Source organism: Streptomyces sp. NPDC052773 (assembly GCF_044547145.1).
Lineage (GTDB): Bacteria > Actinomycetota > Actinomycetes > Streptomycetales > Streptomycetaceae > Streptomyces.
This window is the reverse complement of record NZ_JBITZX010000011.1, coordinates 120,553-140,920: the sequence shown is the minus strand read 5'-3', so window position 1 is coordinate 140,920 and position 20,368 is coordinate 120,553. Positions and strand designations below refer to the sequence as shown.

Genomic DNA, 20,368 nt, shown 5'->3' with positions numbered 1-20,368 from the left:
GACGGCGAAGGGAGAGAGGGCGGCGCGTGCGAACGTCAGCGGGGCGCGGTCAGGCAGCCCCGATCGGTGGGCACCGCATCAGCTTCCCCCGTCAGAACCCGGGACGTACGGCCGTCCGGGCCAAGCAGCGCGCTTGTGACTCCTGATGCTCAAGTGCGCAATACACGTTGGTCGTTGGGGAGTTGGGTCAACAAGGCGCGTTCACGCCACCTCTGGGGGAGTTTCCATGGAGGGCACCGCGCACGACTCGCACACGATGTGCGCATGTCGCGACGGGGCCTTCACGGTCCTCACACAGGCTTTAGTGCAGCAGAATGGTGGGCATGTCCCGACACAGCTCGCATCTCCGGCGCCGTAGCGCCTCCACCCCCGCCCACAAGCCCTCATGCCCTTGCGGTCTTGCGGAGACGTACGAATCGTGCTGTGGCCGATTCCACCGGGGTGAGGGCACGGCGCCGACGGCCGAGCGGCTGATGCGTTCGCGCTACAGCGCTTTCGTGAAGCGGGACGAGGGGTATCTGCTGCGGACCTGGCACCCGCGGACCCGGCCGCCGCGGGTCGACTTCGACCCGGGGATGCGGTGGACCGGCCTGGAGATCCTGGACACCACCGACGGCACCCCGTTCCACTCCACCGGCACGGTGACCTTCCGGGCTTCGTTCCAGGGCGGCGCGCTGCACGAGCGCAGCCGGTTCGAGCGGGTCGACGGGGCGTGGGTGTACATCGACGGGGAGTTCCCGGAGGACTGATCAGGCGCTAGGGCGCGAGGATGTCCAGTTCCTGGAGCGCGCCCACGGTGATCTCGCGGGTCAGCTGCTCCGCGCGGTCCGCGTCGCGTGCCCGGACGGCTTCGGCTACCCGGACGTGCAGGGTGACGGCGGCCGGGTCGGGGTCCTCGAACATCACGTCGTGCTGGGTGCGGCCGGTCAGCACCTCGGCGACGACATCGCCGAGCCGGGCGAACATCTCGTTGCCGGAGGCGGTGAGGATGACCCGGTGGAAGGCGATGTCGTGCAGGAGGTAGCCCTCCAGCTGGTGGCCGCGTGAGTGCGCGACCATCCCGAGGGCGCACTCGGTCAGCTCCGCGCACTGCTCGGCGGTGGCGTGCTGGGCGGTGAGCCGCGCGGCGACCGGCTCGATGGCGGAGCGCAGCACGGTGAGCGAGCGCAGCTGGTGCGGCCGGTCGGCGCCGGCCAGCCGCCAGCGGATGACCTGCGGGTCGTAGACGTTCCACTCGGCCTTGGGGCGGACCGTGACGCCCACGCGGCGGCGCGACTCGACCAGGTGCATGGACTCCAGCACGCGGACCGCCTCGCGCATCACGGAGCGTGAGACGTCGAAGCGCTGCGCCAGTTCGTCGGTGCGCAGCACGCTGCCCGGGGGGTACTCGCCCGCGGTGATCTCGGGGCCGAGGGTGTCCAGTACATGGCCGTGCAGCCCCCGGCCCGGTGTGCTCATGCACACAGAGTACGGGGCGGATCACACGCTCAAAAAGTCAGACTTATTTGTCACAGTCTCTTGAATTCGTCGTACCTAATGCGTTTCAGTATGCCGACATCACCGTGTCGACGAAGACAGCGAGGCAGCGATGAAGACCCCCCACGTCGTCGTGGTCATGGGCGTCGCGGGCACCGGCAAGACCACCATTGGTCCCCTGCTCGCCGCCCGGCTCGGCGTCCCCTACGCCGAGGGCGACGACTTCCACCCCCAGGCCAACATCGCCAAGATGTCGGCCGGCACCCCGCTGACCGACGAGGACCGCCTCCCCTGGCTGGACTCCATCGGCGGCTGGGCGGACGGCCGGGCCGGGCTCGGCGGGGTGGTCAGCTGCTCCGCGCTGAAGCGGTCGTACCGGGACCGGCTGCGGGCCGCCGCGCCCGGACTGGTCTTCGTGCACCTCACCGGTGACCGCGCGCTCATCGAGGACCGGATGTCGCACCGGCAGGGCCACTTCATGCCCACCGCGCTGCTCGACTCCCAGTTCGCCACGCTGGAGCCGCTCGAGGCGGACGAGGCGGGCGTGGCCGTGGATGTCTCCGGCGGCCCGGAGGAGATCGCCGAGCGGGCGGTGCGGGCGCTGGACGAGCTGTCCGGCCCGGGCCGGTAACCGCCTTCGCCGTCCCCCGTGTTAACCCCCCTCGCCTCAACCCCCCACGCCCGGCCCGTCCGGGCGCCCCCTCCCCCATCCCCGTACCTGCAAGGGAACACCCGTGACCAGACTCAGCGTCGAGATGCTGGCAGCGGACACCGTCGAGCCCATCACCTCGGCCGGCCACGCCCAGCTGGGCATCGCCGTGCTGGCGGGCATCGCCGTCATCGTCCTGCTCATCACCAAGTTCAAGCTGCACGCCTTCCTGGCGCTGACCATCGGGTCACTGGCGCTCGGCGCCTTCGCCGGGGCGCCGCTGGACAAGGCGATCGCCAGCTTCACCACCGGCCTCGGCTCCACCGTGGCGGGCGTCGGCGTGCTGATCGCGCTCGGCGCGATCCTCGGCAAGATGCTCGCCGACTCCGGCGGCGCCGACCAGGTCGTCGACACCATCCTCGCCAAGGCCGGCGGGAAGTCCATGCCGTGGGCGATGGTGCTGATCGCCTCCGTGATCGGTCTGCCGCTGTTCTTCGAGGTCGGCGTCGTGCTGCTGATCCCGGTCGTGCTGATGGTCGCCAAGCGCGGCAACTACTCCCTGATGCGGATCGGCATCCCCGCGCTCGCCGGTCTGTCCGTGATGCACGGCCTGGTCCCGCCGCATCCCGGCCCGCTCGTCGCGATCGACGCCGTCCAGGCCAACCTGGGCGTGACCCTGGCGCTCGGCGTGCTGGTCGCCATCCCCACGGTGATCATCGCCGGTCCGGTCTTCTCCCGGTTCGCGGCCCGCTGGGTGGACGTCCCGGCGCCCGACCGGATGATCCCGCAGCGCGCCTCCGACGAGCTGGACAGGCGCCCGAGCTTCGGCGCCACCCTGGCCACCATCCTGCTGCCGGTCGTCCTGATGCTCGCCAAGGCCTTGGTGGACATCGTCGTCGACGACCCTGAGGCCACCGTCCAGCGCGTCTTCGACGTGATCGGCTCGCCGCTGATCGCCCTGCTCGCGTCCGTCCTGCTCGGCATCTTCACGCTCGCCCGCCCGGCCGGCTTCTCCAAGGAGCGGGTCTCGGGCATGGTCGAGAAGGGCCTCGCGCCCATCGCGGGCATCCTGCTGATCGTCGGCGCGGGCGGCGGCTTCAAGCAGACGCTGATCGACTCCGGCGTGGGTCAGATGGTGCTCGACATCTCGGAGGACTGGTCGATCCCGGCGCTGCTGCTGGCCTGGCTGATCGCGGTCGCGATCCGCCTCGCGACCGGCTCGGCGACCGTGGCGACCGTCTCGGCGGCGGGCCTCGTCGCCCCGCTGGCCGCCGACATGTCGACCACCCACGCCGCCCTCCTCGTCCTCGCCATCGGCGCCGGCTCGCTCTTCTTCAGCCACGTCAACGACGCCGGTTTCTGGCTGGTGAAGGAGTACTTCGGGCTGAGCGTCGGGCAGACCATCAAGACCTGGTCGGTGATGGAGACGATCATCTCGGTGGTCGCGGGCGCGTTCGTGCTGCTGCTGTCGCTGATCATCTAGCCGTACGGGATGCGTCCGGCCGTACGGCGACCATCCAGCCGTACGGCCACGACCGGCCCGGAGACGGGAGAAGGGCCCACCCTCCTGCGGGGGTGGGCCCTTCCGGCTCTTCCGGCGTGCGCTACGGCCGCTTGCCCGCCGCCTTGTCGAGCTGGAACGCCTCGTTGCCGAGGCCGATGCGGGCGTGGGTCTCGGGGGCCCGGGAGCGCAGGACCAGGCCGAGCACCGCACCGGCGACGGCCGCCGCGGCGATGATGCCGGGCAGCACCCAGCGCAGCGCCGACCCGGGGCCGGTGCCGACCAGGACGTCGAAGTCCTTGACGGTGTAGCCGGCGATGACGAGCAGGGCGAGTCCGGCGAGCGTGGAGGTCACCAGCCGCCAGGCCTGCGCGCCGGCGGCGCCACGGCGGGCGAAGAAGACGACGACGGACAGCGAGGCCGTGGCCATCAGCAGGATCACGCCGAGGGCGCCCACGTTGCCGAACCAGGTGAACAGGTGCAGCACGGGCTCGGTCGGATCGCCGGCGGGCTTGTCGTCGGCGATCGCGAAGGCGATGACGATCACGCCGGAGACGACGGTCTGGAGCAGCGAGCCGGTGCCGGGCGCGCCGCTGGCGCCCCTGGTCCGGCCGAAGGCGCGCGGCAGCAGTCCCTCGCGGCCCATGGCGAAGGCGTACCGGGCGACGACGTTGTGGAAGCTGAGCAGCGCGGCGAACATGCCGGTCACGAAGAGGACGTGCAGCACGTCGGTGAAGGTGCCGCCGAGGCGGGACTCGGTGAGGAAGAACAGCAGTCCGGCGCTCTGCTTCTGCGCGGTGCCGACGATGTGGTCCGGGCCGGTGGCGACGGTGAGCGCCCAGGAGCTGAGGGCGAAGAAGACGGCGACGAAGCCCACGGCGAGGAACATCACGCGCGGCACCAGGATGTGCGGGCGGCTGGTCTCCTCGGCGTACACGGGGGCCTGCTCGAAGCCGGTGAAGGCGGCGATGCAGAAGCACAGGGCGGTGCCGACGCCCGCGCCGGAGAGGGTGCCGGGGTCGAAGGCGGCGAGCGACAGTCCCTGCGGGCCTGGGTCGGCGACGGCGGCCACGTCGAAGATGACGACCAGCGCCAGCTCGATCAGCAGCAGCACACCGAGCACGCGCGCGTTGACGTCGATCTTCAGCCAGCCGAGCGCACCGACGACGGCGACGGCGGCCAGCGCGGGGATCCACCAGGCGATCTCGATCTCGGCGTAGGTGGCGAAGAGCCCGGCGACCTCGAAGCCGAAGATGCCGTAGATGCCGACCTGGAGCGCGTTGTAGGCGACCAGGGCGACGAGGGAGGCGGCGGCGCCGGCGGTGCCGCCGAGGCCGCGGGAGATGTAGGCGTAGAAGGCGCCCGCGTTGTGGACGTGCCGGCTCATCTCGGCGTAGCCGATGCCGAAGAGGACCAGCACGACACCGAGGATGACGAAGAGGAGCGGCTGGCCGACGATCCCCATCACCGCGAATGTGGTGGGCATGACACCCGCGACCACCATCAGGGGGGCGGTCGCCGCGAGCACGGAGAGCAGCAGGCCGCCCGTGCCGAGCCGGTCGGCGCGCAGGGCGCGCTCCTCGCCCTTGAAGGTGCTGATGCCGTCGGCGCCGGCGGTGCCGCTCGTGCTCGTTCTCGTAGGCGAACTGCCCGTCGTCATGTCGAGACCGTCCTTGCTGTCGGGGATGAGGCTGTGAGGGCTGTCGGGGGCGTACGGAAGGGGGCTGTCGGGGGCGAACGGAAGAGGGCTGTCGGGGGCGAACGGAAGAGGGCTGTCGGGGGCGAACGGAAGAGGGCTTGTCGGAGGCGTGTGTAAGGGGCGGTGCGGGGCCGGGTGCGAGGGGTGGCGGGTCGGGATCACCCCGTGCCGAGCGCCCGGTCCCGGGCGGCCCGGAAGGCGGCGAGCGGGTCGCGGTCCGGGTAGGACCACGGCTCCGGGGTGGCGTGCTCGCCGATGCGGTGGAACAGGGCGGCGGCCTCGGCGCCCCGGCCCTCGCAGTACTTGGCGTGGGCGAGGAAGTTCAGGTCGACGAGGCGGCGCGGATGGCCGTCGTGCTCCCACTCCAGCCACCAGTCGAAGGCGGCCTTCATCACCTGCCGGGCGCGGCGGCCGACCCAGTGCCCGGAGGCGGCCGGGTCGGCGGGCTCGAAGCCGTGCGCGGCCAGCACCCGGTACCGCTCGGCGTGGGCGACCACCGGGAGGATCGCCAGCGGCGAGTCGGCCGGGGCCTGCTCGGCGGCCCAGGCGGCGAAGTCGTACACCTCGTGCAGCGGGTCGGGGCCCGCGTCGGCGCGCCGCTCGGCGAGCCGGGCGACCATCAGGTGGTGGGCGTGGTGGTGGTCGGCGTAGCGGGCGCGGACCTGCTCGAAGGTCCGTACGACCTCCTCCTGGTCGCCGAGGTGACGTTCGAGCAGGAGCAGGCCGAGCCAGGGGGTGGGGTCGGCGGGCATCCGGGCGGCGGCGGCACGGCAGGCGTCGCGGACCCGGTCCGGCTTCTCCTTGCCGCGCAGCGCCCGCCAGACCTGGGCCACGGCGAGCAGCACGGAGGCGTCGGCGGAGTCGGGTTCGGCGAGCAGCCACTCACGGGCCCAGGCGGCGGTGTACGGCTCGTGGGCGAGCACGGTGACCCGGTGTCCGCGCCGGTCCCAGTCGTCGCCGGTGCGGGCGAGCAGGGAGCGGGCCGCCTGCCAGCGCCCCTGCGCCAGCGCGGCGCGGGCGGTGGTGAGGTCGGTGTCGTCGAGAGCCGAGTCGAGACCCCGGTCGCGCTTGCGACCGCGGCCGAGAGGAGGCGGGGGCGGGGACACCTCGGAGGTTCCTCGGGGCTTTCTCTGGGTTGACTCGGGGCTGACGCAGGACGGGTCGGACTGGCTGGGGACTGGTTCGGGGCCGGCCGGGGAGGGTCGGGGGGCGACCCGGGGCCGCTCGGACGTGCTCCGCCATCAGGCGATCACGCACAGCAAACCCCCAGCCAAGGCTCTTCGTCAAGCGCCGCTGACACATGACACGCGTCAACGCCGTTCACACTCAGGGGACTTGCGCAGGTGGACGGAGTGCGCCCCCGCCCGCCCCCTCACCCGATGTGACGTGCGTCATAGCGCAGCCTCGCCGCACCGCTCAGCATGGCCGGAAGCGTCCCATTTGCCCGGCACTGCCGAATGATCACCCAGGGAGCGGCTTGTCCATCACGGTTCTGGTGCTCGCCCTGAGCGCCGCCTGCTGCCTGGGGTTCGGCTTCGTCCTCCAGCAGAACGCGGCCCAGCGCGCACCCCTCGCGGACTTCCTCTCGCCGCGCCTGCTGCTGGACCTGGCGAAGGTGCCCAGCTGGCTGGGCGGTATCGGTCTGATGGCCGTGGGCATGGCCCTCGGCGCGGTGGCCCTCGGCCAGGGCGAGATCTCCCTCGTGGAGCCCCTGCTCGCCACCAACCTGCTCTTCGCCCTCGCCCTGTCCCGGCGCCGCACCCGGCAGCCGCTCGGCCGCCAGGGCTGGCTGGGGCTGGCGCTGCTCGCGGGCGGCGTGGCCGCGTTCCTGGTGGCCGGCGAGCCGCGCGGCGGCCACGCGGTCGCCGATCCGGTGCGGCACTGGCTGATCATCGGCCTGATGGTCGGTACGGCACTGCTGCTGACCGGATACGCCCGCCGCGCCCGCCTCGGCTCCGCGCCGGTGCTGCTCGCGGTGGCGGCGGGGCTGCTCTACGGCGTGCAGGACGCGCTGACCCGGGAGAGCGGGCAGCGGTTCGCCGCCGGCGGGTGGCCGGAGCTGCTGACCGGCTGGCAGCCGTACGCCGTGCTGGTGCTGGGCGTGACCGGGCTGATCCTGGTCCAGAGCGCCTTCGAGACCGCCCCGCTGCGCAAGTCGCTGCCCGCCCTGACCGCCGCGCAGCCGCTGGCCGGCATCCTCTGCGGCGTCGGCTTCCTCGGCGACCGGCTGCACACCGACGCCGCGGCCCTCGCCGGGCAGGCCGCCGGTCTGACGGCCGTGGTCGGCGGCATCCTCCTCCTCGGCATGCACCCGGCCCTCCCCCAGGGCTCCGTCGCCCCGGCACGGGTCGCCCTGCAGACGGGCTGAGACGGGTGCCGCGGCCGGCCCCTGAGACGGGTGCCGCGGCCCGCCCTGCCGGAGGACGCACCGGGCCTGCTTGGATGGGCCCATGAGCGCTGCGGACGAGATCCTGGACATCGTCGACGAGAACGACCGCGTCATCGGGCGGCGCCCGCGCGGTGAGGTCTACGCGAAGGGCCTGCGGCACCGCTGTGTGTTCATCCAGGCGCGCGACGCGCAGGACCGGATCTTCGTCCACCGGCGCACGCCGACCAAGCTGGTCTTCCCCTCGCTGTACGACATGTTCGTCGGCGGAGTGGTGGGCGCGGGCGAGTCCTACGACGACGCCGCGCTGCGCGAGGCCGAGGAGGAGCTGGGCGTGAGCGGCCTGCCGCGCCCGCGCCGGCTGTTCACGTTCCTCTACGACAACGGCGCCGGCCTGTCCTGGTGGTCCGCCGTCTACGAGGTCCGCTGCGACCTCCCGGTCCGCCCCCAGGTGGAGGAGGTCGCCTGGCACGCCTTCCTGCCGGAGGCCGAGCTGGCGCGGCGGCTGACCGAGTGGGAGTGGGTCCCGGACGGCCTCGCCGCCTACGAGCGGCTGCGCGCCCACCGGTCGGCGCACTGACCTGCCGCGACGATCCCCTCCCGGTACTGTCGTACGGGTGATCGAAGTCCTGCGGAACGTCCGTCTGTGGTTCGCCCCCGCCCGGGTCCGGGACGAGGGCGGCACCCCCGACTACCGGTTCTCGCTGGCCAACGAACGCACCTTCCTCGCGTGGCTGCGCACCGCGCTCGCGCTGATCGGCGGCGGTTTCGCGGTGGACCAGTTCCTGCCGGACCTGCGCTGGGGCTGGCGGATCGGACTGGCCCTGGCGCTGCTGGCGGCGGGCGTGCTCTGCTCGCTGCGCGCGGTCAACCACTGGATCCGCTGCGAGCGGGCCATGCGGCGCGGCGAGGACCTGCCCGTGTCCCGGTTCCCCGCGCTGCTCAGCCTGGTCGTCGCGGTCGTGGCCATGGCGATGGTCGTGGTCGTGCTGTTCGGCTGGGAAGGGTGAGCGGGGCGGCGCCCGGGGAGCGGGACCCGGGGCTCCAGCCCGAACGCACCCGGCTGGCCTGGCGGCGTACGACCCTCTCCCTGACCGTCGCCGCGGTACTCGCCGTGCGGACCACCCTGCACGAGGGCCCGACCACCCCGGCCGTCCTCGCCTGCGCCCTCTGCTTCGCGCTCTGGCTGGCCTTCCTCCTCCTGGCCCACCACCGCATCCGCACCCTCACCAGGACCGCCCGCCCGCCGGCCCTGCCCCCGCGCCACGCGGCGACGGCGGCCCTGTGCACGGTGGCCCTGGCCATCTGCGCGACGGCCCTGATCCTCTGAGCCCGCCGGAAGCCTCCGCGCCGGAGCCGCGGCCTCACTGCTCCACCGTCACCACGATCTTCCCCCGCGTGCGTCCCTCCTCGCTGAGGCGGTGCGCGTCCGCGGCCCGGGCCAGGGGGAACGTACGCGAGACGTGGACGCTGATCACGCCGCGGTCCGCGAGGCCGGCGAGGTGGGTGAGGTCGGCCGCGTCGGGGCGGACGAAGTAGTAGCGGCCGCCGTAGTCGACGACGTCGCCGTCCGCGATGGAGGCCATACGCCCCTCGGGGGCCAGCACGTTCGTGGAGGCCCGGAGCGCGTCGCCGCCGACGGTGTCGAACACCGCGTCGACCCCGCCGGGCGCGAGCGCGCGCACCCGCTCGGCCAGTCCGTCGCCGTAGGTCACGGGCTCGCCGCCCAGGGAGCGGACGAAGTCGTGGTTGGCCTCGCTCGCCGTACCGATCACCCGGGCGCCCAGGTGCCGGGCGAGCTGGACGGCGATCGAGCCGACCCCGCCGGCCGCCGCGTGCACCAGCACGGTCTCGGCGGGCTTGACCTGGAGCACCTTCACCAGCGTCTGGTAGGCGGTCAGGCCCACCAGCGGCAGCCCGGCCGCCTCCTCGAAGGAGAGGCCGCTCGGCTTGCGGGCGAGGGTGCGCAAGGGGGCGGCGACGTACTCGGCGAAGGTGCCCCGGGACAGGAAGTCCTCGCGGACGTATCCCAGCACCTCGTCGCCGGGGGAGAACTCGGCGACGGCCGGCCCGGGCCTTACGACGACCCCCGAGACGTCCCACCCGGGCACCACGGGGAACACGGGCTCGAGGATCCCGTCCAGATATCCCTCGCGGCACTTCCAGTCGACGGGGTTGACGGCCGCCGCCCGCACCTTCACGAGTACCGCGTCGGGCCCCACCTTGGGCTCGGGCAGCTCGCCGTACTCCAGCACCTCGGCTCCGCCGTATCGGCGGTAACTGATCGCTCTCATGCCGCCGACACTGCGGGGTACGCGGACGTCATGCAACCTTGATTGCCGGGAATGTCCCTCTTCTGCGCCCTCAACGGAAGTGAGCCCCATGACGACCCTCCACCAGGAACACCAGGCCCACCCCCACGCCCATGGCCCGGACTGCGGACACACCGAGGTCCCGCACGGCGACCACGTCGACTACGCCCACAACGGTCATCTGCACCGGGAGCACGGCGGCCACTGGGACGAGTGCGAGGCCGACGCGCACACCACCCACCCGGACCACGACCACCGCCACGGCGAGGACTGCGGTCACGACACGGTCCTGCACGGCGACCACATCGACTACCTCCACGACGGGCACCGGCACGCCGAGCACGAGGGCCACTGGGACGACCACTGAGCCGCGGCGCCACTTCGGCCCCGGCACCACCGCCCCGGAAACCCCGGCCCGGCATCCCTTCGGAACGGCTCCTCGTACCCACGCGGGGAGCCGTCCGCCTATCGTGGCTCTGATCACGTTCACTCCGCCCACTGGACGGCATACCGACCGGTCGGCATCATGAGTCGGGACCAGTTCACCCGTCCGTAGGAGCGACGATGAGTCCCGACCACCCGCCAGGCCTCGACCCGGACCGGCTGCGCGCCCTGCTCGACCGTGAGCGCCCCGGTCTCGTGCAGGGCCCCCTGACCGGCCGGCTGATCGAGGGCGGGCGGTCGAACCTCACCTACACCGTCACCGACGGCACCGGCAAGTGGGTCGTACGCCGCCCCCCGCTCGGCCACGTCCTGGCCACCGCGCACGACATGAAGCGCGAGCACCGCGTGATCGACGCCCTGCACCCGACGAACGTCCCGGTGCCGCGCCTGGTGCTGCTGTGCGAGGACGAGGAGGTGCTCGGCGCGCCCTTCTACGTGATGGAGTTCGTCGACGGCACCCCGTACCGCACCGCCGACCAGCTCGCCCCGCTGGGCCCCGAGCGCACCCGCGACGTGGTGCTCGGCCTGGTGGACACCCTCGTCGAGCTGCACGCCGTCGACCCCGCCGCGGTGGCGCTCGACGACTTCGGCCGGCCCGAGGGCTTCCTGGACCGCCAGCTGCGCCGCTGGGGCAAGCAGCTCGACGCCTCCCGCAACCGCGACCTGCCCGGCATCGACGAGCTGCACGCCGCGCTCGGCCGCGACCTGCCCCGCTCCCCCGCCCCGGCCGTGGTGCACGGCGACTACCGCCTGGACAACGTTCTCATCGGCGACGACGACCGGATCCGGGCGATCCTCGACTGGGAGATGTCCACCCTCGGCGACCCGCTGACCGACCTGGGCCTGCTGGTGATGTACAGCATGCCGCTGAGCCTGCCCGACTCCCCCGTCTCCACGACCGCCGAGGCCCCGGGCCACCCGGCCCCGGCCGAACTGATCGAGCGGTACGCCGCGCGCTCGGGGCGCGACGTGTCCGCGGTCTCCTGGTACACGGCGTTCGCCTGGTTCAAGCTCGCCGTGATCCTCGAGGGCATCCACTACCGGTACACGCTGGGCCAGACGGTCGGGCGCGGCTTCGACCGCATCGGCGATCTGGTGCCGGTCTTCATCGACCACGGTCTGTCGACCCTGCGGGAAGGCTGAGGACACATGGACTTCGCGTTCGACGCGCGCACCGAGGAGCTGCGCGCCAAGCTGCTCGCCTTCATGGACGAGTACGTCCACCCGGCGGAGGCCGTCGCCCACGAGCAGCGGCAGCGGCTGGCCTCGCCGTGGGAGACCCCGGCCGTGGTGGAGGACCTGAAGGCGGAGGCGAAGCGGCAGGGGCTGTGGAACCTGTTCCTGCCCGACGCCGAGTACGGCGCCGGCCTCACCAACCTCCAGTACGCCCCGCTCGCCGAGATCACCGGCCGCTCCCCACAGCTCGCGCCCACGGCCACGAACTGCGCGGCGCCGGACACCGGCAACATGGAGGTCCTCGCCCAGTTCGGGGACGAGGCGCAGAAGAAGCAGTGGCTTCAGCCGCTGCTGGCGGGCGAGATCCGCTCGGCGTTCGCGATGACCGAGCCGGAGGTGGCCTCCTCCGACGCCACCAACATCACCACCCACATCGAGCGGGACGGCGACGAGTACGTCATCACCGGCCGCAAGTGGTACATCTCCGGGGCGATGAACCCGGACTGCAAGATCTTCATCGTGATGGGCAAGACCGACCCGGACGGTCCGGACATCCGCCGCCAGCAGTCCATGGTCCTGGTCCCCCGCGACACCCCCGGCGTCACCGTCAAGCGCGCCATGCAGGTCTTCGGCTACGAGGACCATTGGCACGGCGGCCACGCCGAGGTGATCTTCGACCACGCGCGCGTGCCGGTGTCGAACCTGATCGGCGAGGAGGGCGGCGGCTTCGCCATCGCCCAGGCCCGGCTCGGCCCCGGCCGGATCCACCACTGCATGCGGCTGATCGGCATGGCCGAGCGGGCGATCGAGCTGATGTGCCGGCGGGCCGTCTCCCGTGAGGCGTTCGGCAAGCCGCTGGCCCAGCAGGGCGTGATCCACAACTGGATCGCCGACGCGCGCGTGACGGTCGAGCAGCTGCGGCTGCTGGTGCTGAAGACGGCCTGGCTGATGGACACCGTCGGCAACCGGGGCGCCCACACCGAGATCCAGGCCATCAAGATCGCCACGCCCCGCGCGGTCGTCGACATCCTCGACAAGGCGATCCAGCTGCACGGCGCGGGCGGCGTCAGCCAGGACTTCCCGCTGGCCGAGCTGTACGCCGGCGCCCGCACCCTGATGATCGCCGACGGCCCGGACGAGGTGCACCAGCGGTCGCTGGCACGCAGGGAGCTGAAGAAGTACGCCTGAGACATGCGTGAGGGGCGGTCGCCCGGGCGACCGCCCCTCACTCGTGCTCTTGGCCGCGGCCCGCGGCGCTCGTGCCGTCGCCTACGGCCGCAGCGCCCGCAGCAGCAGGTCCGCCAGGTGGTCGGCGACCTGCTGGGGGGTGAGCGGGCCGTCGGGCCGGTACCAGGTGGACAGGTGGTGCACCGATCCGAAGTGGTAGTCGACCACCAGGTCCGCCGGGGTCGCCTTGGAGAAGACGCCCGCCTCCTGGCCCTCCTCGATCAGCGCGCGGAAGCGCTCGTGGTAGCGCCGCCGCTCGGCGCGCACCTGCTTGTTCTTCTCGGGGCTGAGATGGTGCATGGAGCGGAAGAAGATGGACGCGTCGTCCAGGTTCTCGATCGTGGTGACCACGACGTCCGCCGCCGCGTCCCGCACCCGCTTCTCCACCGGCTCGTCGGCGTCCGCGAAGGTGTCGAGACGCTCCTGCTGGAGCCGCAGCACGCGCGCGTAGACCTCGTGCAGGAGGTCGTCCTTGGAGCCGAAGTAGTGGTACAGCGCCCCCTTGGTGACACCGGCCGCCTCCACGATCTCCTGCACCGAGGTGCGGTCGTAACCCTGCTCCGCGAAGAGCCGGGTGGCGGCGGCCAGCAGCCGCTGCGGCACAGGAGTCCCGTCTCCGTCCGTCGTCCTGGGCACTGCCGCCACCTGCCTTTCCGTGTTGCCTTACCGATTGTCCCGCGTGCGGGAACGCAGTTCCCGACGGAGGATCTTCCCACTTGCCGTCTTCGGCAAGTCGGGCAGGACCTCCACCTGCCTCGGGTACTTGTAGGCGGCCAGTCTCTCCTTGCAGTACGCGGCCAGTTCCTCCGGGTCCGCCGCGGCGCCCGGACGGAGGCTGATGTACGCCTTGACGGTCTCCCCGCGGTAGCCGTCGGGCACCCCGACGACGGCCGCCTCGCGCACCGCCGGGTGCGTGTAGAGCACGTCCTCGACCTCGCGCGGCCACACCTTGAACCCGGACGCGTTGATCATGTCCTTCTTGCGGTCGACGACGTACAGCCAGCCCCGCTCGTCCATGAACCCGATGTCCCCGGTGCGCAGCTCGCCGTCCGGGAAGGTCTCGGCGGTGGCGTCGGGCCGCCGCCAGTAGCCGGGCACGACCTGCGGTCCGCGGACCACGATCTCGCCCTGCTCCCCGAAGGGCACCTCCCGGCCCCGCTCGTCGACGATCCGCACGATCGTGTCGGGCCCGGGCAGGCCCACGGCGAGCGTCCCGGACGCCGGGTCGACGGGCGCCTCCAGGTGGGGCGGCACGGAGGCGCAGGGCGCGGTGCACTCGGTGAGGCCGTAGCCGTTGCGGATGTACGGCCCGAAGCCGGCCCGGAACTTCTCCACCAGGGCGGGCGGCAGCGGGGCCCCGCCGGAGGAGATCACCCGGAAGGAGGAGAAGTGGTCCCGGGTGACGGACGGGTGCGCGGCCAGCGCCATGAAGGCCGTGGAGGGGCCGACCGTGTAGTGCGGCCGGTGCTCGGCGAACGCGTCGAGCACCACGCCCGCCTCGAACCGGTACGCCAGCACCAGCGTGCCCGCGCTGTTCAGACAGGCGCCGAACTGGCAGACCATGCCGGTGATGTGGAACAGCGGCGCCAGCGCGAAGTACACCGGCGCCTCGGGCAGCCCGAGCCCGGTCCGCTGCCGCTCGGCGTTGTGCATGATGTTGCCGTGCGCGTTGGTGGCGCCCTTGGGCGTGCCGCTGGTCCCGGAGGTGTAGCTGATCAGCGCCACGTCATCCGGGCCCGGGTCGCGCCCCTCGGGCGCCTTGTGGCCCGCGCGGGCGACGGCCGTGAGGTCGTCGGCGTCGCCGGCGAGCGGCAGCCGCTCGAAGCTCAGCACGCGGTCGTCCCCGCGCGTCTGGAAGTCCAGTTCGCACCCGGTGAGCACGATCCGCACCGGCGAGTCCTTCGCGGTGTCGCGCAGATACGTCTCCCAGGCCCGGTCGGAGCAGATGAGCGCCGCGACCTCGCCGTCCCGCAGCACATGGGACACCTCGCCCGACTTGTACATCGGGTTCACCGGCACCACGACCGCGCCCGCCTTCCAGGCGCCCAGCACGGCGAGCACGAAGTGCGGCGAGTTCTGCAGCAGCACGGCGACCCGGTCGCCGCGCTCCAGCCCCCGGGCGGCGAGATGCCCGGCGACCGAGTCGCTCAGCTCGTCGGCCTCCCGGTAGCTCAGCCGCCCGTCGAAGTAGGCGAGGAAGGTCCGCTCGGGCGCCTCGGCGACGGCGCGCCGCAGGGCGTGCACCAGGGAGTCCGCCGGGCTGACGGGCGCCTTCTGGGCGTCTTCGAGCAGGTCCAGCCAGGGCTTGTCGGCGTAACGGGGGCTCACCGCGCCGCCTCCCACTTCTGCTGGAGGCGGTTCATGTTGCCCAGCCAGCGGTCGGGATCGGCGGCCCGCGCCTGGTAGTACCCGGCGACCTCCGGGTGCGGCAGGATCAGGAACCGGTCCTCCTCGATCCCGGCGAACAGCGCGTCCGCGACCGCCTCGGGCTCGATCGCGGTCGGCTGGAGGACGAGTTCCCCGGCGCTGCCGCTGGCGGTGAGCATGTCGGTGCGCACGCCCTGCGGGCAGATCGCGTGCACCTTCACACCCCGGTGGCGGTACGTCAGCGACAGCCACTCGGCGAAGGCGTACGCCCCGTGCTTGGTGACGCTGTAGGGCGCGGCCCCGATCATGGTGAGCAGCCCGGCCGCCGACACGGTCGACACGAACCGCCCGCCGCCCCGCTCCAGCCAGTCGGGCAGCAGCGCGTGCGCCGCCCGGACGTGCGCCATGACGTTGACGTCCCAGGCGAGCGCCCACACGTCCTCTCCGGCGGCTTCCGAACCCCCGGAGGCGACCCCGGCGTTGGCGCAGTACACGTCCACGACGCCGCCGAGCGCGTCCCGTGCCTCGTCGACGATCGCGGAGGCGTCCCCGGGCACGGCGATGCCGCCGACCTCCTCGGCGACGGCCTTGGCCTTCTCGGCGTCCAGATCGTTCACCACGACCCGGGCCCCCTCGGCGGCGAACCGCCGCGCCAACGCGGCCCCGATCCCGCCACCGGCCCCGGTGACCACGACTCCCGCACCCTGCACGGCTTCCACCATCGGTCTCCTTCGACGCGACACAAGCAGGCTCAGCCCCCGCGAAAGGACAGACTAACCAGTCGGTATGTCGAAAGGAAGGGCAAGGAACCCCACCTTCGGGGCGCGGGGAACTGCGCGAGCAACCACTCACCGGGCCCGCGCCCTGCCACACTCCCTGCGGGAGCACTCCACACCACCGGAGGTCACCGCATGAACGTGTCCAGACGCACTGTCCTGGCCGGCACCGCAGCACTCACCGCGACCGCCACCGCCACGGCCACGGCGAGCGCGGCCCCGCAGGGCCACCGCCTGCGCACCGGCTTCGAACGCCTCGTCAAGGACGGATACGACATCCTCCGCGGCGAGCGGGTCGGCATCGTCACCAACCCCACCGGCATCACCCGCGACGCCCGCCACATCGTGGACGTCATGCACGCCGACGACCGGGTGAACCTCACCGCCGTCTTCGGCCCCGAGCACGGCTTCCGCGGCACCGCCCAGGCCGGCGGCTCCGAGGGCCGCTACGACGACCCGGCCACCGGCCTGCCGGTCTACGACACGTACCTCAAGAGCGGCCGCGCCCTCGCCGACATCTTCACCGCCTCCGGCGTGGACACCGTCCTCTTCGACATCCAGGACGTCGGCGCCCGCTTCTACACGTACATCTGGACGCTGTACGACTGCATGGCGGCAGCCGCCCTCGCCGGCAAGCGCGTCGTCGTCCTGGACCGGCCGAACCCGGTCACCGGCCGCTCCGCCGAAGGCCCGGTGCTACACAAGGAGTTCGCGACGTTCGTCGGCCGCGAGCCCATCGCCCAGGCGCACGGGATGACGGTCGGCGAGCTGGCCCGGCTGTTCAACGGGGAGTTCCTGACCTCGCCGGTGCCGCTGGACGTCGTACGGATGACGGGCTGGAAGCGGCGGGACTTCCACGACGCCACGGGACTGCCGTGGGTGCCGCCGAGCCCGAACATGCCGACCCCCGACACCGCCCTCGTCTACGCCGGGACGTGTCTGTTCGAGGGCACGAACCTCTCCGAGGGCCGGGGCACCACGCGCCCGTTCGAACTGCTCGGCGCGGAGGGCGTCGACGGCCGCTGGGCCGCCGCGGCGAACGACCTCGGCCTGCCCGGAGTGCGTTTCCGGGAGGCCTACTTCGCGCCCACCTTCTCCAAGTTCCAGGGCAAGACGGTCGGCGGCGTGCAGATCCACGTCCACGACCGGGCGGCCTACGACCCGGTCCGCACCGGCATCGGCCTGCTGGTGACCGCCAAGCGGGTCTGGCCGGGCTTCGCGTGGCGGCCGGACAACTGGATCGACAAACTGACCGGCTCGACCCGGGTCCGCACCCTGATCGACGCGGGGGCAGGCGTGGACGACGTGGTCGCGGACTGGGGCGCGGAGCTGGCGGCCTTCCGTGAGGTGCGGGAGGAGTACCTGCTGTACTGAGCCGGTCCGGCCGGTTCCGGCGGCGGATCGCGTCCGCCGACCCGCCGCCGGCCCACAATGCACCGGCCCACAACTCACGGCGTGCGGCTCACCGGTGTGCGGCTCACCGGTGTGACGTGAACTCCACGACCTGCTGATACGTCGGCCGGTTCTGCCATCCGACCGTGCGGTGGCCGATGCCGCCCAGCTCGCGGTGGATGATCGCGTCGGCGCACCACTGGTCGCCCGCCGCGCAGTGCTCGTCGCCGGGGTAGACCTGGGCGGCGGTCCGGCCGGCCGCCGCCTTCAGGGTGGCGAGCAGGGTGTCCCGGCAGGCGGTGAGGCTGCCGCCGCCGCAGTATCGGTCCCCGAGGGGCCCTTCCACGCGGTCACCGAGCACCGCGCGGACGTCCTTGTCGACATAGCTCCACCAGCCGTACTGGAAGGCGCTGCCGGCGTGGGCGCCGGTCGGGCCGTGGGCGGCGGACGGCGGCTCGTCGACGGGCAGGTCGGCGGTGAAGGCGGCGTACAGCTCGCTGCCGAGGCCGGGTTCGAACTCGGCCCTCACCAGCAGCGGCCACCAGGCGTCCAGGATCCGGATCGCCTCCGCGTGGGCGTAGGCCTTCGCGCCCGGTGAGGTCTCGGTGCGGGTCGCCCCGGCGGACAGCCACGCCTTGAGCCTGCTCACGGCCGCCGCTGCGGCCGGGTCGGTGACGGGCGCGCCGTCGATGACCCTGAGCAGGTTCGGCAGCACCCGCTCGGCGCGCAGGTCGGTGAGGCCCGCCTCGGCCATCGCCCTCACCAGGGACGCGCGGGTCACCCCGCCGGCCCGGACCAGCTTCTCCACCCGGTCGTCGAGCAGGTCGCCGCGGTGGACCCGGCCGTTGCCCCAGGGCGCCGAGGGGTAGTCGCGGGCCGGTTTGTTGTTCCAGGAGACGTAGTAGTCCTGGTCTATCGAGTTCGGGTGCTCGGACGGCGGGGTGTGGTCGGCGGTGTTGGCCGCCGGGTCCCAGTTCCGCCACTCGTGGGCGGGCCGGGCCCACACCGGGAACTCGGCGTCGACGCCGGCCGCGCGGACCGGGTTGTCGCCGCTGTTGTAGTACGCGGTGTGCCCGGAGTCGGCGTAGAACCAGTTGAAGGTGTAGTTGATGTGCTGCACCGCTCTCTGGAAGCTCTCGGGTCCGGTCACGTAGGACGGGTCGTTCAGCATCTGGAAGCCGACGATCGAGTCGGCCTCGTGCAGGAAGGACGAGCGCAGGGTGGTGTAGGCGACCTTCTTGCCGCCGACGGTCGCGCGGTGGGTGACGGGGCCGTACTTCGTCCGCCAGACCCGCATCGTGTACGAGCCGGCCGCGGTGCCGTCGGCTACGGTCGGCTTCCAGGCGTTCCGCCGCTCCGCCTTCTCCATCGGGACGCAGGCGCCCCGGTACAGGTAGTGGTGGTCGTCCTGGCACAGTTCGACGGCGTAGGTGTCGATGATGTCCTGGCCGGAGGTGGTCGCGCTCCACGCGTAGTCCCGGCCGCGGCCCAGCTCGACGTAGAAGCTCAGGCCCGCGAAGGAGGCGCCGCGGGCGCTGATGCCGGGGCCCTGGAGTTCCTGGAGCATCAGCAGCTGGGGCGCGAAGTAGCCGGTCTGCGGGCCGAAGACGGCGATCGGGTGGCCGCTCGCGGTGTGCTCGCCGCTCACCACCAGGGCGTTGGACATGCCGCGCCGGGCGGAGCTGACGGCGTGCGCGGCGGCGTCGGCGGAGGCGTCGGCGGCGTTCGGTCCGGTGGCGGCGCCCGTGCGGTCGTACACCAGCGGTTCGCGGGTCACCGAGCCCGGGTCGGGCAGGGCGCGGCCCTGCGGCTCGGCAGGCCTGACGGCGTAGGGGAAGCTGCCGTCGCGGACGGTGAGGGCGGCCTCGGGGTCGTTGCGCATCCGGAAGGACTCCCAGACCTCGGTGCCCTCGGCGACGCCGTACTTCGACTGGGCGGCGAGCAGGGAGAGCGCGTTGTTCACCTCGCCGCCGCCTCCCGAGCCGAAGAGCGCGCCGATGACGGAGGCCAGGGCCACCAGGTCGGTGGGCTTGAAGCGCTCGATGGTGCCGGCGTTGGTGACGGAGTCCTTGTGGCCGGTCAGGACGTACTCGCCGGGGAAGGTGCGGGCGCGGTCGGCGGCGTCGATGTAGGCGTTGATGCCGTCGACGTAGGCGCGCACGTCGGCGAGGGCCTGCCGGCCGCGTTCGCCGTGCGCGGCGGCGGCGCTGTCGATCTGCGCCTGGAGCTCGGCCTCGGTGTAGGGCGCGTTGCGCCAGAACTCCTGCTCCAGGCCCTGGTTGGCGGCGGCGCCGCCCGCGAACGGGGTCAACCGGCCCCGCCCGACGTGCCGGAAGACGTCCATCAGCCACAGCCGGTCCTCGGCCGCCGCCCAGCCGGCGCCGAACTCGGTGCCGTAGCGGGTGGTGCCGGTGATGTGCGGCACGCCGGTCTTCCTGTCGCGGACGATCGTCACGTCGGTGCGCCCGGCGGGCCGGACGGTGGAGGCGACCTGGTCGGCGGGGACGCCGAACGAGGCGTCGTTGAAGAAGGTGTCGACGGTCGCGTCGGTGAGGCCCGGGTAGCGGGCCGCGAGGTCGGCGTAGGGCCCGAGCTGGTCGTCGGAGTGCGCGGGCCGGGTACCGAAGGCCTGGTGGAGGAGGATCTGGGCGAGGGTGGCGTTGCCGTTCTGGCCCGGCGTCAGGATGTCGGAGCACCGGCCGCCGCAGTGGTCGTCCACGGTGGCCGCGGGGGCGTCCGCGAGAGCGGTGGCCGGGGTGTGCGGGGTGGCCGCGGGGGCGGTGGCCGGGGAAAGCGGAACCAAAAGTCCGGCAACGAGAACGCATATGGACGCTCTCTTCAGGAACCCGGGGAATCCGTGGGGAGTTCTCAGTCTGTCGAGCACATTGCGTGGGGTGCGTCGTGGCAAGGCAGCTCCTCCCGACGGGGGGTGGGCCGGTCGTTACCGCCGGTATCCCCGAGTT

Annotated in this window: 19 protein-coding genes; 11 read left to right on the top strand and 8 right to left on the bottom strand. The window is 72.6% G+C overall.

The features are described from left to right. Window positions 1–323 precede the first annotated feature (323 nt). Window positions 324–749: a YchJ family protein gene (locus tag ACIG0D_RS24135; protein WP_399804436.1), complete on the top strand. Its 426-nt coding sequence runs from the start codon at window positions 324–326 to the stop codon at window positions 747–749. A 7-nt stretch (window positions 750–756) separates the two neighbouring features. Here ACIG0D_RS24135 and ACIG0D_RS24130 read toward each other — a convergent pair whose 3' ends face one another. Then, window positions 757–1,458, bottom strand: coding sequence for a FadR/GntR family transcriptional regulator (locus ACIG0D_RS24130; protein WP_365765192.1), 702 nt, complete (start codon window positions 1,456–1,458; stop codon window positions 757–759). A 130-nt stretch (window positions 1,459–1,588) separates the two neighbouring features. Here ACIG0D_RS24130 and ACIG0D_RS24125 point away from each other — a divergent pair, with 130 nt between their 5' ends. Continuing rightward, window positions 1,589–2,107 (top strand): gluconokinase, encoded by a 519-nt coding sequence (locus tag ACIG0D_RS24125; protein ID WP_399804433.1) that lies wholly within the window; start codon window positions 1,589–1,591, stop codon window positions 2,105–2,107. A 103-nt stretch (window positions 2,108–2,210) separates the two neighbouring features. After that, entirely contained in the window at window positions 2,211–3,608 is a 1,398-nt protein-coding gene (locus ACIG0D_RS24120) for a GntP family permease (RefSeq protein ID WP_399804430.1), read from the top strand. A gap of 121 nt (window positions 3,609–3,729) precedes the next feature. Here the strand turns inward: ACIG0D_RS24120 and ACIG0D_RS24115 are convergent, their stop codons facing one another. Together ACIG0D_RS24115 and ACIG0D_RS24110 are read right to left on the bottom strand one after the other, a co-directional pair. Beyond that, the gene (locus ACIG0D_RS24115; RefSeq protein ID WP_399804427.1) at window positions 3,730–5,286 is read right to left on the bottom strand and encodes an APC family permease; all 1,557 of its coding nucleotides are present in this window, start codon (window positions 5,284–5,286) and stop codon (window positions 3,730–3,732) included. A gap of 197 nt (window positions 5,287–5,483) precedes the next feature. Then, window positions 5,484–6,431: a hypothetical protein gene (locus ACIG0D_RS24110; RefSeq protein ID WP_399804424.1), complete on the bottom strand. Its 948-nt coding sequence runs from the start codon at window positions 6,429–6,431 to the stop codon at window positions 5,484–5,486. Between the two features lie 371 nt (window positions 6,432–6,802). Between ACIG0D_RS24110 and ACIG0D_RS24105 the strand changes: the two genes are divergently transcribed. The 4 genes from ACIG0D_RS24105 to ACIG0D_RS24090 all read left to right on the top strand — a co-directional run bounded on the left by ACIG0D_RS24105 (window position 6,803) and on the right by ACIG0D_RS24090 (window position 9,041). Beyond that, on the top strand, window positions 6,803–7,693 hold the full coding sequence (locus ACIG0D_RS24105) for a DMT family transporter (protein WP_399804421.1): 891 nt from the start codon (window positions 6,803–6,805) through the stop codon (window positions 7,691–7,693). Between the two features lie 82 nt (window positions 7,694–7,775). Beyond that, entirely contained in the window at window positions 7,776–8,291 is a 516-nt protein-coding gene (locus ACIG0D_RS24100) for an NUDIX hydrolase (protein ID WP_399804418.1), read from the top strand. Window positions 8,292–8,328: 37 nt separating this feature from the next. Beyond that, window positions 8,329–8,721: a YidH family protein gene (locus tag ACIG0D_RS24095; protein WP_399804415.1), complete on the top strand. Its 393-nt coding sequence runs from the start codon at window positions 8,329–8,331 to the stop codon at window positions 8,719–8,721. Further along, window positions 8,718–9,041 (top strand): DUF202 domain-containing protein, encoded by a 324-nt coding sequence (locus ACIG0D_RS24090; RefSeq protein ID WP_399804412.1) that lies wholly within the window; start codon window positions 8,718–8,720, stop codon window positions 9,039–9,041. Before ACIG0D_RS24095 ends, ACIG0D_RS24090 begins: the two co-directional genes overlap by 4 nt. 34 nt (window positions 9,042–9,075) lie before the next feature. Here the strand turns inward: ACIG0D_RS24090 and ACIG0D_RS24085 are convergent, their stop codons facing one another. Beyond that, window positions 9,076–10,005, bottom strand: a complete 930-nt coding sequence (locus tag ACIG0D_RS24085; RefSeq protein WP_399804409.1) for an NADP-dependent oxidoreductase — start codon at window positions 10,003–10,005, stop codon at window positions 9,076–9,078. Window positions 10,006–10,093: 88 nt separating this feature from the next. On the opposite strand from ACIG0D_RS24085, the gene ACIG0D_RS24080 reads away from it, so the two are divergent. The 3 genes from ACIG0D_RS24080 (at window position 10,094) to ACIG0D_RS24070 (ending at window position 12,831) form a co-directional block, all read left to right on the top strand. After that, entirely contained in the window at window positions 10,094–10,390 is a 297-nt protein-coding gene (locus ACIG0D_RS24080; RefSeq protein WP_399804406.1) for a hypothetical protein, read from the top strand. 197 nt (window positions 10,391–10,587) lie between these two features. Continuing rightward, window positions 10,588–11,610 (top strand): phosphotransferase family protein, encoded by a 1,023-nt coding sequence (locus ACIG0D_RS24075; protein WP_399804404.1) that lies wholly within the window; start codon window positions 10,588–10,590, stop codon window positions 11,608–11,610. 6 nt (window positions 11,611–11,616) lie between these two features. Next, window positions 11,617–12,831 carry an acyl-CoA dehydrogenase family protein gene (locus ACIG0D_RS24070; RefSeq protein WP_399804401.1) on the top strand — a complete coding sequence of 405 codons (1,215 nt, stop codon included), beginning with the start codon at window positions 11,617–11,619 and terminating at the stop codon, window positions 12,829–12,831. An 81-nt stretch (window positions 12,832–12,912) separates the two neighbouring features. On the opposite strand, the gene ACIG0D_RS24065 is transcribed toward ACIG0D_RS24070, so the two are convergent. The 3 genes from ACIG0D_RS24065 to ACIG0D_RS24055 are packed head-to-tail and all read right to left on the bottom strand — an operon-like array spanning window position 12,913 to window position 15,959. Beyond that, the gene (locus ACIG0D_RS24065; RefSeq protein ID WP_399804398.1) at window positions 12,913–13,506 is read right to left on the bottom strand and encodes a TetR/AcrR family transcriptional regulator; all 594 of its coding nucleotides are present in this window, start codon (window positions 13,504–13,506) and stop codon (window positions 12,913–12,915) included. Between the two features lie 27 nt (window positions 13,507–13,533). Next, window positions 13,534–15,198 (bottom strand): class I adenylate-forming enzyme family protein, encoded by a 1,665-nt coding sequence (locus ACIG0D_RS24060; protein ID WP_399804395.1) that lies wholly within the window; start codon window positions 15,196–15,198, stop codon window positions 13,534–13,536. Then, window positions 15,195–15,959 carry an SDR family oxidoreductase gene (locus ACIG0D_RS24055; protein ID WP_399804393.1) on the bottom strand — a complete coding sequence of 255 codons (765 nt, stop codon included), beginning with the start codon at window positions 15,957–15,959 and terminating at the stop codon, window positions 15,195–15,197. The genes ACIG0D_RS24060 and ACIG0D_RS24055 overlap by 4 nt, the downstream gene beginning before the upstream one ends. A gap of 189 nt (window positions 15,960–16,148) precedes the next feature. On the opposite strand from ACIG0D_RS24055, the gene ACIG0D_RS24050 reads away from it, so the two are divergent. After that, window positions 16,149–17,387, top strand: coding sequence for an exo-beta-N-acetylmuramidase NamZ domain-containing protein (locus ACIG0D_RS24050; protein ID WP_399804390.1), 1,239 nt, complete (start codon window positions 16,149–16,151; stop codon window positions 17,385–17,387). A gap of 103 nt (window positions 17,388–17,490) precedes the next feature. Here ACIG0D_RS24050 and ACIG0D_RS24045 read toward each other — a convergent pair whose 3' ends face one another. Then, complete coding sequence (locus ACIG0D_RS24045) at window positions 17,491–20,313, bottom strand: penicillin acylase family protein (RefSeq protein WP_399804387.1); 2,823 nt, start codon at window positions 20,311–20,313, stop codon at window positions 17,491–17,493. Window positions 20,314–20,368: the final 55 nt, after the last annotated feature.